Origin of the sequence: Enterococcus durans NBRC 100479 = LMG 10746 (assembly GCF_001544215.1) — a bacterium.
Lineage (GTDB): Bacteria > Bacillota > Bacilli > Lactobacillales > Enterococcaceae > Enterococcus_B > Enterococcus_B durans.
Genome location: NZ_BCQB01000067.1, coordinates 1 through 12564, shown reverse-complemented (window position 1 = coordinate 12564; position 12564 = coordinate 1). Strand labels below are relative to the sequence as shown.

The window sequence follows — 12564 nt, the reverse complement described above, 5'->3', positions numbered from 1 at the left end:
CCGAAAAAGTCTAAGAATCTTGAAAATATAAAAAATATTTTCAGATACTCAGACTTTTTAAAAGGATCTTTACTGATTCCTTCAAGTATTGAAGAAATGTTACACTCTTTTACTTTTTACTTTACCTGACCAACCATCATATCCACCTTTTAAGATATAGATATCTTTGTAGCCAGCTTTTCTTAGTTTATTTGCTGTACGTATGCTTAAACTTTTCTTTTGATCATAAATGTACACTGGTTGGTCTTTACGAATCGATCCTAGTGAATCTTTCAAAACTGTATAAGGAATGTTTCTTGCGCCTAGGATGTGTCCCGCATCAAAAACATCTTTTTCACGAACATCAATGACTTGTGCTTTTCGCATGTTTTCTCGGAATTCTTCTTCTTCCAGCGTTTTCGCAGAACGTTTTGCCATTACTCGCAAATAGACTTCCCAAAATACGATTGCAAGAATAATTAGTAGCAATACGATGTTAATAACCCATAAAACCATATAATTCCTCCACTTTGTTAAGCAAACTTCAAGGCTAATGAAGCAGCACCGATCACACCGGCTTCATTTCCTAATTCCGCTAATTTGATTTTTGTTGATTCTCTTACTTGTGGGAATGTGAATTGATTGAAATATTTTTCTACACGGCTGCGTAAAAATTCACCTGCAGCTGAAACGCCCCCACCTAGAACGATGCTTGAAGGGTTCATTGTATTCCCTAGATTGCCGCAAGCCAAACCTAAGTAGAAGCATACGCGGTCTACAACCATCAAACCAAAAGGATCATTGCCCTCTGCCAATTCAAAGATGTCTTTACTTGTCACTTCTTCACCATCATCAAGCATCTTTTTAAGTGTTGAGTCACCAGCGTATTCTTCGGCTAAGAAGCGTGCTAAACGAACCACACCAGTTGCGCTTGAGACTGTTTCAAGACAGCCACGTTTACCGCAAGTACACTCAAAACCTTCTGGATCAACTGTGATATGGCCAATTTCGCCCCCAGCACCAGCAACGCCATGGATCAAGTTGCCAGAAGCTATGATACCACCGCCCACACCGGTTCCTAACGTAACGAAGATAACGTCTGGGTCATTTTCCCCAGCGCCTTTCCATCGTTCACCTAAAGCTGCCACATTGGCATCATTGTCGATTGCAAATTTGATTCCTGTACCTTCTTCAATTTGCTCTCTTACGTATTGAAGTTCAGTCCAGTTTAAATTGTAGGCACCAATGACTGTTCCAGCATCGCTGTCGACACTACCAGGTGTCCCCATACCGATCCCAATAAAATTCTCAGCTTTCATGTTGTATAAATTCAAACGATGATTTATTGATTCAACAATCTCAGGAATGATGTGCGTGCCATCATCCAAAATATTGGTATCGATACTCCACTTTTGTTGAATTTCTCCTTCCGGTGTTAAAATTGCAAATTTTGCTGTTGTACCACCTAAATCAATCCCAATAATTTTTTTGTCCATTACAAGTTTCCTTTCTTTCGGCTTTCTTCTACTCGGTGCTCTCTTTTCAGTATATGCCACGCTGTCATGTATGTATCATGATCGATCAACCGATTATCATAAAGATTCCTCAATTCGATCGTCATCAACTCAATATCATAGATACGTGACCCCACATAGACAAAGATGCCAAACCTTTTGAATAGTTGTTGCACATCATACAAGCTCTCCATCTCTAAGCACTTCCTTCATATTATACAAGTAATCCATATTTTTTTAAACCCAATAAAACACATATTATTAAAAGAAATCCAAAAACTAGAAGTGAAAGTATTCGCTGATGGATCGAATAATCGGTCATTTTTTTGGGTAAACCTAAACAATTCCCTAAAAGCAAACCACCAATGATTCCTCCCACATGTCCCCAGATATCCACCGATGTATCCATGAGACCAAAAACAAAGCTCATCGCAATAAACAGCATATAATGACGAATCATTTGTCTTACCTGATAATCATTTTTGAAATGAAAACCTAATATGAATAATGCGCCAAACAATCCAAATAATGAGGTACTTGCCCCACCAGAAAGGACACCGGCTTGATTGAACGCAAAGCTAGCTGCATTCCCCATGATTCCGCTGAATAGGTAGATTATAAAAAAGCGCCAATGCCCATAGAGCGTTTCAATTTGTTCACCCATAAAATAGAGAATCAATGAATTCATGGCAAAATGCATCAGACCAAAATGGATAAAGATAGGTGTGATGAATCGCCACCATTCATTCATATAAACGACGAATGGTCCATACATTCCCATAGATGCAGCAATATTATTTGATGGGATGAATTCCATCGCTAAGAATACGATTGTCTGGATTGCCAAGAAAAAGTAAGTGATGATCGGCCTTCTTAACCAAGCCTTTAATTTTATCTGTTGTTGATAATTCATGAAATCCTCCTTTTAAACATCCGTAAATAGTTGTTGGATTTTTTTGTCAAAACTTTCAGGGAGCCATTCGTTATTGATAAGCTCATGGAAAACAAGGCTGCACGTAGCATTGGGGTAATTTTGCAAATATCGATCATAATATCCTCCGCCAAAACCGATGCGATACCCACATTCATGAAAAATAATCCCCGGGACAATCAGCAAGTCAATTTCATCAGGCGAATAATACCGATCAGAAATTGGTTCAAACACACCAAAACTTGATTTTTCAAATGTTGTCTCTTGATCAACCTGATAAAAAGCCATTTGACGTTTAGGTAGTGTTTTCGGAACAGCGATGCTTTTCCCTGCACTTTGAGCTGATTCAATAAGCGGTTGGGTCGAAATTTCAAAGCCATTCGCTATTGTTAGCCCAATAGTTCTTGCCTTTTGCCACTTGCTGCTTTCATACAATTTTTGATAGAGCTTTCGTTCTTTTGCTTCTTTCTCGCCACTCTCGGCTATCCTTTGCAGTTGTTGTATACCAAATTTCCGCAGGTCTTCTTTTGTACGTTCCAAAAAAGTCACCCTTCCTCTTGTTAAAATGGTAGCGGAAAATGCTCAAAATAGCAATTTAACTTTTCAAATAAATGCAGTTTCTTTAAAAAGAAGAGCATGTGGGACAAATTAAAAAAATCAGGTTTGCTACAGACTCTCGAATAAACGGCGAGAGCAGAAGCAACTCCTTCGGAAATAAGCCGAAATCCATAAAATTTAAAAAGTAATTTCACAAATCTTTTCTTAGTCCTCGAAAACAAACATTTTTGTACTAGACTCTTCTTAAAGCTAGGTCAACTTAGAATCTGTTTTTGTTTGGAAAATAGTAAATACAAGAAATAAGGTGCGCCAATGATGGCAATCAAGATTCCAGTAGGGATTTCTCCGCTTGGTAGAATGATTCGAGCAATACTATCAGCACTATTGACAAAAAGTGCGCCAAATAATCCACTTAAAAGAAATGACCATTGATTTTCTCGTCGCACGATTAGTTTTGCTGCATGGGGTGCAAGTAAACCGACAAAAGAAAGACTACCAGCAACAGCAACACTTCCACAAGCTAAAGCGACAGCAAGTAATAAAAGGATCTGCTGACTTCTTGTTACATTCAAGCCCAAGCTACGTGCTCTTTCTTGCCCTAAGGATAATAGTCCGATCCGGCCACTGAAAAATACCGTAAGAATGAGTATAACAGCTGCCCAAGGGATCAATACCCATACATATGGCCAACTTGCTCCCCAAATCGAACCTGCTAGCCAAGAATTAACAAATCCATAGCTTTCTTTTGACAACTTGATCGTACACAATAACATCAAAGCAGATAACCCTGCATTCACAGCGATACCTGCCAGTAAAATGCGGTTCATGCCAAGCAGTCCATTCCGCTTATGGGCAACGGCATATACTAAGAACGCCGCAAAAGCGCCTCCTAAAAAAGCTACCAATAACAATAAAAACGGGGAAGAGTCATTTGCATAGAATCCTAGATACAGCATCACAAAAAATCCCGCACCCGCGTTTATTCCTAATAAACTAGAGTCCGCTAACTCATTTCTAGTCACTCCTTGTAGTAAATAACCGGACACCCCAAGGCTCAAACCCGCAACAAGACTAATCAATAAGCGAGGCAGCCGAAATTCAGACACCACCAAAGAATGGAGAGCTTGCCCTTTTCCTACCATCAAGTCGAAGATCTGATCTAGAGAAATAAATGGAGTGCCGATCATCAGACTAGCTAGTGAAGTAATGACAAGTAAAAAAAACAACATAAAGATAGCATATTGGATCTTTTTCATGCATGTTCCCTCCTAACTTGAAACAATAAGAACGGAACACCAATCAATGCAACCACTAGACCAAAAGGAGTTTCAAAGGGTGGATTGATCATTCGCGCCACATAATCCGCAAACATCACGAATCCCCCACCTAATAAGAATGATGCAGGTAAGACATACCGATAATCCGAACCAACTAAGCCTCGAACCACCGGAGGCACCATCAAGCCAATAAATGATACTGGACCTACCAGTGAAACTGCAATTGCTGCTAAAACAGCTACTAATAAAAATACGACGATCCTAGTCCGCTTAGGATGTCCTCCAAGAGCCAAAGCATGTGCCTCGCTTAGATTTACTAAAGAAACAGATTTACCTAGTACAAACGAACAACCAACTGCCACTATATAAACAGGCGCAATCACTTTTAGTTGCTGCCAAGTTATGTTTGCAGCTCCTCCGACAAACCAAAAAGCCAAATCTTGTTGAAGATCAAACAATTGGGTCAATGCTTGACTAATAGCAGTAAAAAAGGAACTAATTGCCACACCAATTAAAATAAGCTGAATGGGATTCATCCCCACCCTAGAAAGACTCAAACAAAAAAATACAAGTAACGTAACTAGGAACGACCCTAATAACGAAATCAAGAACACACCAAATGCTGATGTTTTTGGCAAAAAAATAAAACTGACTGCCATTGCTAGCGATGCCCCCGAATTTATACCAAGTAATCCAGAGTCCGCTAAATTATTCCTAGCCACCCCTTGCATCAACGCACCACTAAGTGCAAAGCAGCTTCCCACCAAAAAAGAACCTAAGATTCTAGGGAGCCGAATCGTTCGTATGATCTGTTGTGTTTGAACACTAGCATCAAACTGAAAAATTGCCCGCCACAAATTGGAGAAGCCGATAGACACTGCCCCATTTGATAAAGAAATCACAAAAATAATGAAGATGGCTACTATAAACAATACAAGCGTAAAAACTTTTCTTTTCTGTTTCACTTTTCTCCCTCCTTACGACTAGTCATCAAATCGTAAGATAGAAAGACAGGTTTATTCGTCTCTGGAAGTTGGACGATCTGTGCATCAATTTCAAAGATTTCACGCATCCATTCTTTTGTGACTACTTCTGCTGGCGTTCCTTGCACCACCAATTTCCCATCCTTCATCCCAATCAAACAGTCTGAAAAACGTGAAGCATGATTGATGTCATGGATGGACATCAAAATGGTCGTATGCTTTGCACGATTGATTTCTACTAACAATTCTAAGATTTCTAATTGATGGGCTGGATCTAAATACGTGGTTGGTTCATCCAAGATCAAAATATCCGTCTCTTGCGCCAACGCCATGGCAATCCAAACTCTTTGCGCTTGTCCACCAGATAAACTAGCTAAATCTCTTTCACGAAACTCCAACAAATGAGTGACCTCTAATGCCCAATCGATCGCAGAGAGATCCTTTTCATTCATTCCGCTAAAAAGTTTTTGATAAGGATAACGTCCATATGAAACAACTTCTTCTACCGACATGCCTAAAGGATGCTCACTACTTTGTGCCAGCAATGAAATCTTTCGCGCTAATTCTTTTGGTGCATATGTCGCAATATCAGAACCCGCTACCATGATCTTTCCTTTTTGAACGGGAAGAATTCGTGTAAAACTTTTTAATAAAGTGGATTTACCACTACCATTTGGTCCAATTAAACTGGTAATTTTTCCTTCAGGGATCTTAACAGATAATTTTTCACTGATCTGCTTATTCAGGTAACCTGTCGAAATATCAACGGCTTCCAGTATTGTCATTTTTTTCACCCTTCCATTGAAAATCATTCTCAATTATGAAGGCACTTCACAAATTCGTCAAGCATTACTTTGCCCCTTAGAACTTCTCTAAAAACGGTTGACACCACTTCTATTATCATGAATAATAGCAAATGAGAAAGATTCTCAATTAAAGATGGAGGAAAAAAATGAATCTAAAAACTAAATTATGTACAATCACTAGTACTTTATTGTTGATTGGTCTTTTAGGAGCCTGTTCGTCAACAGACAAAACAAAAACAGCCGAGACTTCTACAACAGAATCTACTAACGCAACGCATACTGTAACAGATACTTTAGGTCATAAAGTCGCAATACCCAATCAACCGAAACGAATCATCGGTAGTTATCTGGAAGACTATCTGATTGCATTAGGAGAAAAACCAGTAGCACAGTGGACAGTTGGCAGTGGCTCAATCCAAGATTATCTGCAAAGCGAGCTTAAAGGTGTTCCTACCATTTCCTATGACCTCCCTTACGAGAAAGTTTTGAGTTTTGAACCTGATCTATTACTAATCTCCTCTTCTGCTACAGTTGAAGGTGGCAAATACGATCAATATAGTAAGATTGCTCCAACCTACGTCGTAGAAAATGGCACAGAGGTCACTTGGGAAACACAACTGAAAGATATCGGAAAAGTCCTTGATAAAAAGGAACAAGCAGATAAGATCATCTCTGATTACCAGAAAAAAGTCACAGAGACACGCACCGAATTAGCAGATAAGATCAATGGCAAAACAGCTGCAGTCTTATGGGTAACCAATAATTCTGCTTTCATGGTAAGCGAAAATCGTTCAAGCGGACGAATCGTCTACGGTGATTTGCAGTTTGGAGTCCCTCCTCTAGTTGCAGAAGTTTCTAAAGAAGCCACTTCTGATTGGTCTGCTGTTTCTTCTGAAAAACTAGCAGAATTAGATGCAGACTATATTATTTTAGTCAACAGTGATAAAAAAGCAGCCATGTTCAACGAAGCCACTTGGAAAAATCTTAAAGCAGTCAAAGCAAACAATGTATTAGAGTTTGGCCCTGAATCAAGTTGGCTATACAATGGTCCTATTGCGAGTGAACAAATGGTCGACGATATCAAAGAACGATTAAACTAAGAATCACTATCATGAAAAAAGCCTTGTCTCCAATGAAATATTTCTCCGTATCATTCGATGATTCAATCGAACTTTTAAGGAAAAATTCCATTGGTCCAAGGCTCTTTTTCTATTTTTTTCAAAATCAATTAACTTATTCGCTTTTTCTCAAATGATCGATCGTTTATAGGATCAAAATCAAGCAATTTCAGATAATCGCTCAAAGAAAGATACAAAATTTGGTTTCTCTGTTACGCATCAAAATCATTTTTTTTTGCATTTTGATAAAAATACTTCAATACTGCGCATGTTCTATTAGGCATTTTAAACATGATGAGCGTGGGAGCAGAAGCAACTCCTTCGGAAATAAGCCAAAATTCACAAAAATTTGAAAAGCAATTTTCGTTAATTTCTTCTTATTTCTCAGAATCAAACACTTCTGTCCCAGCCTCATTCAGCCTCCGCCACTCGTCTTTGCCATTTCTGAAAACGATGAGGATACTGATTTTCTTCATCAACTATGCCCACATGTTCTTCCACCAGATCAAAATCGGAAAAATCGATTTCACCGATAAATGTATCTCCTTCAAAGGTAGCATCAATCAATGTACGCCAAATAATCCCAGTTTCTGGTAATAATTCCTGAAAAATCCGACTGCCACCCGATACATAAATATCCTCTGAACAATTCTTCGCATACGCAAGTAGTTCTTCAATTGAATGCATCACTTCTGCGTTCTCTTCTACTTTAAAATCAGTTTGGCTTGTTAAGACGATAATCTTTCGGTAGGGTAAGGACAATTTTCCCATGCCTTCGTAGGTTTTTCTCCCCATCACCAATATTCTATTCATTGTATGTTCTCTAAAAAAACGCATATCATTAGGCAATTTCCATGGAAGTAACCCATCTTTGCCGATCAACCCATTTCTATCTTGTGCCCACATTGAAATAAACATCTGTCTCATCCTCTCCGGTATGCTATAAAAAGCATACACATTTATCGAAAAAATAACCAGTTATTAAGCAAAAAAGACTGAACCATCCTCAGATGTCCAGTCCTTTTTGCTAAGTCTTATCCATCATATACAAATGAACAAGAACTTTATTTATGCTTATTTAGTTTCACGGTGTAAAGTAACTTTACGTTCGCGTGGGCAATATTTTTGTTTTTCCAAACGATCAGGGTTGTTACGTTTGTTTTTGCTTGTCAAATAGTTACGTTCTTTACAAGAAGTACATTCTAAAGTAATGTTTACGCGCATGTTTTTCCCTCCCATTTTTACTAGAATCCTCTAAGATGACTCTCAGACTTGACTATCTTACCATGATTTCCACCAGATTACTAGCCTTTTCCTGAAATTTGTTAAGTAGATTTACTTGACGAAGAAAGAATAAATCATGATGCTGTAAACAAATTCTTTTTCTTTTTTATAGCTTACGTTTACACTATGGATTATAGAAGGAAATGCAAGAAGAATAATACAATCATTTAAAGGAGGAAACATTCATGCCATGGAATATGACAGACTACCCACCTTCAATGAAAAACCTAGAAGAACTTGTTCGAAAAAAAGCCATTGCTATCGGCAATGCGTTATTAGCTGATGGATATCCAGATGACCGAGCGATCCCTATTGCGATCAAGCAGGCAAAGGAATGGTATGAAAATGCTGACAAATCAGAGAAAAAAGAATTTTCAGAAGAAAAAAATCCCTCTAAAACAGACAAACACGAAAAAAATCCACGAGCATCAGAGTTGATCAATGCCAATGTGAACGTCAGATTTGAAGAGGATCAATGGATCGTCATATCAGATGGCGCAAAAAAAGCAAGTCAACGCTTTGCAACAAAAAAAGAAGCCATTGAAAAAGGCAAAGAGATCGCTCAAAATAAAGAAACAACTTTGACCATCTACAAAAAAGATGACAGCAAAGAAAAAGAAATCAGCTATTCTGCTGAAAAGAATTAACACCAACCAACACACCTTGATTTTTTACTATCGTGGATGGGGAGAATTTAACCCCATCAGTTGGATATCATTGAGCAAAAAGAGCATGAGACAAAAGTAAGAAACACTTTTGTCTCATGCTTTAAAAACAAATAAACGGTGGGAGCAGAAGCAACTCCTTCTTAAATAAGCCGAAATTCACAAAAATTTGAAAAGCAATTTTCATTAATTTCTTCTTATTTCTCGGAGTTAAACACTTCTGTCCCAGCCTCTTTCACTTTGAATAATTGTCAGAAAAAAACTTAGCTTCAGACAGTTACATAATCAATTGCTTCTGCTTGAGGAACTGTTTCTTCAACAAAGAACACGTTGTACCAAGTCAAAAAGCTGAAAATCGTCCAAATTTTCCGTTGTTCTTCTTTACGGCCTTCATAATGATCATTCAATAACTTCATGATTTTTTCTTGATCAAAGAATTCTTTCGCAAAATCTGCTTCAAATAATTCTTTTACTTGTCGATAGCCATGGTCTTCTTTTAACCAAGCTTTGATTGGTACAGGGAAGCCTAATTTCACTCGGTTCGACCATTCTTCTGGTAGATGTTTATTCGCTGCTTGGCGGAAAACATCTTTCGTGTTGTTTTGATTCAACAGATATTTACTTGGAATCTGTTGTGCCAGTTTCATGACTTCGATATCCAATAAAGGCACTCGGACTTCCAGAGAACTTGCCATTGAAAGTTTATCAGCTTTCAGCAAAATATCCTTCGGCATCCATTGATGAAGATCGACATACTGCATTTTATTGACCTCATCAGCAATTTTATCTGTGTTCGCATAATGAGCAGCCATAATATCCTTGACTGTTGGCGCTTGTTGGAAATCATCAGTTAAAATATCTGCAGCTTCCGCTTCTTCAAATACCCGTGCATGCCCGATAAAATATTCTTTAGCAGGTGCTAGAGATTCGTATAAATGAATTCTCCCATGGAAATTTTTCATTTTACCAATTTTACGGCCAAGATTATATCTTGTCCCTTTAGGCAATTTTTTCAATCCTTGCGCAATTACACGAATAAATTTTGAATTAGTATGGAATCCATACGTTTGGTAACCAGCAAATAGTTCATCTGCGCCTTCACCAGATTGGACAACTCTCACACTTTGCGATGCTAGATTTGCTAAAAAATAGAGCGGCACACATGAAGGATTTGAATCAGGTTCATCTAAATGATACTGGATCAAAGGAAAAGCCTTGAAGGACATATCGCCATCGATCACAGCCGCGGTATTGTCTAGATCCAAACGCTCAGTCAATTTTCTCGCTTCGATTGCTTCGTTATACGTCTTGTCATCAAATCCAATAGAAAACGAATGATCTGGTTTAAGCACTGAAGTCACATAACTAGAATCAACACCACTAGATAAGAATGAACCGACTTCTACATCGCTTATTTTATGTGCTGCAATAGAAGACTGCACTGTTTCATCAATCTTGTCGATCCATTCTTGTCTTGAGTGTTCTCCTTTTGTTTCAAAGTCGGCATCCCAATATTGTTGGATATCCAGTTGTCCATCTTTATACGTAAAATAATGGCCTTCTGGTAAGCGGTGGACACCCTTGAAAAATGTTTCGCCATTCAATGGTGAGTATTGGAAAGTCATATATGGTTTCAACGCTGATTTATTTAATTCTTTTTTGAAATCTGGATGTGGTAAAAAACTCTTTATTTCTGATCCAAACATGAATGTTCCATTCATTTCAGCATAATAATAAGGTTTGATACCAAAATGGTCACGTGCCCCAAATAATTCATTTTTTTCATTATCCCAAATAGAAAATGCGAACATCCCACGTACTTTTTGTAAAAGATCAGTACCCCATTCTTCATATCCATGCAACAATACTTCTGTATCTGCGTGGGTTTGGAAAATATGACCTGCCTTGATCAATTCTTCTCTCAAAGGTTGGTAATTGTAAATTTCACCATTGAAAATAATGATTTTCGTACGATCTTCATTATAAATAGGCTGTGAACCGCCTTCCAAATCAATGATACTTAAACGTCTAAACCCCAAAGCAACAGATTGATCAATATATTCTCCAGCACTATTTGGTCCTCGATGAACGATTCGATCCATCATTGCATTCACTATTGTTTTTTTATTATCTTTGTTATTAACAAATCCTACAATTCCGCACATCTATTTTTCACATCCTAAATAAATAGTTACACTCATTAATATCCGTTCATGTGCATCTTATCATAGTAAACACGCATAGAACGAGTAATTACACCCTTACACTTTCGTCACATGAAAATAAATTGAAACCTTACATTTATCTTATAAAAAAAAGAAGGCTCGTCAACTAATTTACCACTTTTTTTGCTACGGCGCTATCTTTTATTCCAGGTTTTAAAAATAATACTTGTTACTTAATCATGAATACAATTTACATCTATGACAATTCAATATCTCGTATGATTTATGTATCAGCTTTCAAATTGATCTACTCCGATCTTGGACACTGAAAAAGTAATTTTTCGCACCTCCTCTATTAGCTGAGTTAGACGAACTTTTACTCAATAGCTCGTTGGTTCGAATCCTGACAATCTGGTACAAAATTTTTGCTATGAGTAGCTGGCCAATGTACAATAGAATAAAGCGCTCTCATTAAGCCGTTCAGGGATAGATCAAATGAAGATTATTTATTACTCTATAGATAAACAACAAGAATGGAGGTTAACCAAAATGAAAAATTTATTAGCAGCTGGCTTCATGTTTGTTGGTGGTGCGATACTTATGTTAGCAGAAGAATATGCCAACTGGGTCCCGATTGCAGGAAGTATCATTGCCCTCATCGGTTTGGGAATGTTGATCTATTATTTGTTCAGCAAAGATGGAACTTACAATGGAAATTGAACCTTTCTTCGTTAATATCAGATGTATAAATCTACTAGGAAGAGAGTGGGATAAAAGTAAGAAACACTTTTGTCTTATTCTTTAAAAACGAATAAACGGTGGGAGCAGAAGCAACTCCTTCGGAAATAAGCCGAAATTCACAAAAATTTGAAAAGCAATTTTCGTGAATTTCGGCTTATTTCTCGGAGTTAAACACTTATGTCCCAACCTCTTTTTAATTCTTACTTTACAGGAGCGATTAGTAGAATCCGTACTCATCCATGTAAAATAATCTTAAACGAATTACCATTCATGGTCTTAGACTTACACATGCTAGTTTGCTTTTAGAAGTTGGTGCAAATATTAAAGATGTGCAAGAGCGTTTAGGTCACTCTTCTATTCAAATCACTATGGATCTATATATTCATATTACAGACAAAAGAAGAAACAGCAGCGCAATTCGCAAAATATATTGATATTTAAGCAGAACGTATTCAAAGACGTATTCACACAAATAAAAAGAAGCGAAAACGTTGCAAGCTGTCACTTGTATATCAACGTTTTTGCTTCTTTTATAGGATAATG

Annotated in this window: 15 protein-coding genes; 4 read left to right on the top strand and 11 right to left on the bottom strand. The window is 37.6% G+C overall.

Annotated elements, in window-relative coordinates; all coding sequences use genetic code 11:
* Positions 1 to 99 precede the first annotated feature (99 nt).
* The 8 genes from ED2_RS13100 to ED2_RS13065 all read right to left on the bottom strand — a co-directional run bounded on the left by ED2_RS13100 (position 100) and on the right by ED2_RS13065 (position 6027).
* Positions 100 to 495 (bottom strand): rhodanese-like domain-containing protein, encoded by a 396-nt coding sequence (locus tag ED2_RS13100; protein ID WP_005879493.1) that lies wholly within the window; start codon positions 493 to 495, stop codon positions 100 to 102.
* A gap of 17 nt (positions 496 to 512) precedes the next feature.
* A complete protein-coding gene (locus ED2_RS13095; RefSeq protein ID WP_016176442.1) occupies positions 513 to 1475 on the bottom strand; it encodes an ROK family glucokinase in 963 nt (320 codons plus the stop codon).
* Positions 1475 to 1687 (bottom strand): YqgQ family protein, encoded by a 213-nt coding sequence (locus tag ED2_RS13090; RefSeq protein WP_005879489.1) that lies wholly within the window; start codon positions 1685 to 1687, stop codon positions 1475 to 1477. The genes ED2_RS13095 and ED2_RS13090 overlap by 1 nt, the downstream gene beginning before the upstream one ends.
* A gap of 20 nt (positions 1688 to 1707) precedes the next feature.
* Entirely contained in the window at positions 1708 to 2406 is a 699-nt protein-coding gene (locus ED2_RS13085; protein WP_005879488.1) for a rhomboid family intramembrane serine protease, read from the bottom strand.
* Between the two features lie 12 nt (positions 2407 to 2418).
* Positions 2419 to 2964, bottom strand: a complete 546-nt coding sequence (locus tag ED2_RS13080) for a 5-formyltetrahydrofolate cyclo-ligase (protein WP_005879486.1) — start codon at positions 2962 to 2964, stop codon at positions 2419 to 2421.
* 272 nt (positions 2965 to 3236) lie between these two features.
* Entirely contained in the window at positions 3237 to 4238 is a 1002-nt protein-coding gene (locus ED2_RS13075; RefSeq protein WP_016176440.1) for a FecCD family ABC transporter permease, read from the bottom strand.
* Positions 4235 to 5224, bottom strand: coding sequence for a FecCD family ABC transporter permease (locus ED2_RS13070; RefSeq protein ID WP_005879481.1), 990 nt, complete (start codon positions 5222 to 5224; stop codon positions 4235 to 4237). The genes ED2_RS13075 and ED2_RS13070 overlap by 4 nt, the downstream gene beginning before the upstream one ends.
* Positions 5221 to 6027: an ABC transporter ATP-binding protein gene (locus tag ED2_RS13065; protein WP_005879479.1), complete on the bottom strand. Its 807-nt coding sequence runs from the start codon at positions 6025 to 6027 to the stop codon at positions 5221 to 5223. The genes ED2_RS13070 and ED2_RS13065 overlap by 4 nt, the downstream gene beginning before the upstream one ends.
* Positions 6028 to 6194: 167 nt before the next feature.
* Between ED2_RS13065 and ED2_RS13060 the strand changes: the two genes are divergently transcribed.
* Entirely contained in the window at positions 6195 to 7148 is a 954-nt protein-coding gene (locus tag ED2_RS13060) for an iron-hydroxamate ABC transporter substrate-binding protein (RefSeq protein WP_005879477.1), read from the top strand.
* 429 nt (positions 7149 to 7577) lie between these two features.
* Here the strand turns inward: ED2_RS13060 and ED2_RS13055 are convergent, their stop codons facing one another.
* Complete coding sequence (locus ED2_RS13055; RefSeq protein ID WP_005879475.1) at positions 7578 to 8084, bottom strand: dihydrofolate reductase; 507 nt, start codon at positions 8082 to 8084, stop codon at positions 7578 to 7580.
* A gap of 156 nt (positions 8085 to 8240) precedes the next feature.
* Entirely contained in the window at positions 8241 to 8405 is a 165-nt protein-coding gene (rpmG, locus tag ED2_RS13050) for a 50S ribosomal protein L33 (protein ID WP_002320810.1), read from the bottom strand.
* A 230-nt stretch (positions 8406 to 8635) separates the two neighbouring features.
* Between rpmG and ED2_RS13045 the strand changes: the two genes are divergently transcribed.
* Positions 8636 to 9097, top strand: coding sequence for a DUF2188 domain-containing protein (locus ED2_RS13045; protein ID WP_005879473.1), 462 nt, complete (start codon positions 8636 to 8638; stop codon positions 9095 to 9097).
* 287 nt (positions 9098 to 9384) lie between these two features.
* On the opposite strand, the gene asnB is transcribed toward ED2_RS13045, so the two are convergent.
* A complete protein-coding gene (asnB, locus tag ED2_RS13040) occupies positions 9385 to 11280 on the bottom strand; it encodes an asparagine synthase (glutamine-hydrolyzing) (RefSeq protein WP_016176439.1) in 1896 nt (631 codons plus the stop codon).
* Between the two features lie 549 nt (positions 11281 to 11829).
* On the opposite strand from asnB, the gene ED2_RS15755 reads away from it, so the two are divergent.
* Together ED2_RS15755 and ED2_RS15180 are read left to right on the top strand one after the other, a co-directional pair.
* Positions 11830 to 12000 carry a hypothetical protein gene (locus ED2_RS15755; protein WP_005879469.1) on the top strand — a complete coding sequence of 57 codons (171 nt, stop codon included), beginning with the start codon at positions 11830 to 11832 and terminating at the stop codon, positions 11998 to 12000.
* A 317-nt stretch (positions 12001 to 12317) separates the two neighbouring features.
* The gene (locus tag ED2_RS15180) at positions 12318 to 12455 is read left to right on the top strand and encodes a site-specific integrase (RefSeq protein ID WP_229090111.1); all 138 of its coding nucleotides are present in this window, start codon (positions 12318 to 12320) and stop codon (positions 12453 to 12455) included.
* Positions 12456 to 12564: the final 109 nt, after the last annotated feature.

Excerpts from the sequence above, each read along its gene's own strand:
- ED2_RS13095 (WP_016176442.1), bottom strand. The coding sequence starts at position 1,475 with ATGGACAAAAAAATTATTGGGATTGATTTAGGTGGTACAACAGCAAAA.
- ED2_RS13075 (WP_016176440.1), bottom strand. The coding sequence starts at position 4,238 with ATGAAAAAGATCCAATATGCTATCTTTATGTTGTTTTTTTTACTTGTC.
- ED2_RS13055 (WP_005879475.1), bottom strand. The coding sequence starts at position 8,084 with ATGTTTATTTCAATGTGGGCACAAGATAGAAATGGGTTGATCGGCAAA.
- rpmG (WP_002320810.1), bottom strand. The coding sequence starts at position 8,405 with ATGGGAGGGAAAAACATGCGCGTAAACATTACTTTAGAATGTACTTCT.
- ED2_RS13085 (WP_005879488.1), bottom strand. The coding sequence starts at position 2,406 with ATGAATTATCAACAACAGATAAAATTAAAGGCTTGGTTAAGAAGGCCG.
- asnB (WP_016176439.1), bottom strand. The coding sequence starts at position 11,280 with ATGTGCGGAATTGTAGGATTTGTTAATAACAAAGATAATAAAAAAACA.
- ED2_RS13065 (WP_005879479.1), bottom strand. The coding sequence starts at position 6,027 with ATGACAATACTGGAAGCCGTTGATATTTCGACAGGTTACCTGAATAAG.
- ED2_RS15755 (WP_005879469.1), top strand. The coding sequence starts at position 11,830 with ATGAAAAATTTATTAGCAGCTGGCTTCATGTTTGTTGGTGGTGCGATA.
- ED2_RS13045 (WP_005879473.1), top strand. The coding sequence starts at position 8,636 with ATGCCATGGAATATGACAGACTACCCACCTTCAATGAAAAACCTAGAA.
- ED2_RS13090 (WP_005879489.1), bottom strand. The coding sequence starts at position 1,687 with ATGGAGAGCTTGTATGATGTGCAACAACTATTCAAAAGGTTTGGCATC.
- ED2_RS13100 (WP_005879493.1), bottom strand. The coding sequence starts at position 495 with ATGGTTTTATGGGTTATTAACATCGTATTGCTACTAATTATTCTTGCA.
- ED2_RS13060 (WP_005879477.1), top strand. The coding sequence starts at position 6,195 with ATGAATCTAAAAACTAAATTATGTACAATCACTAGTACTTTATTGTTG.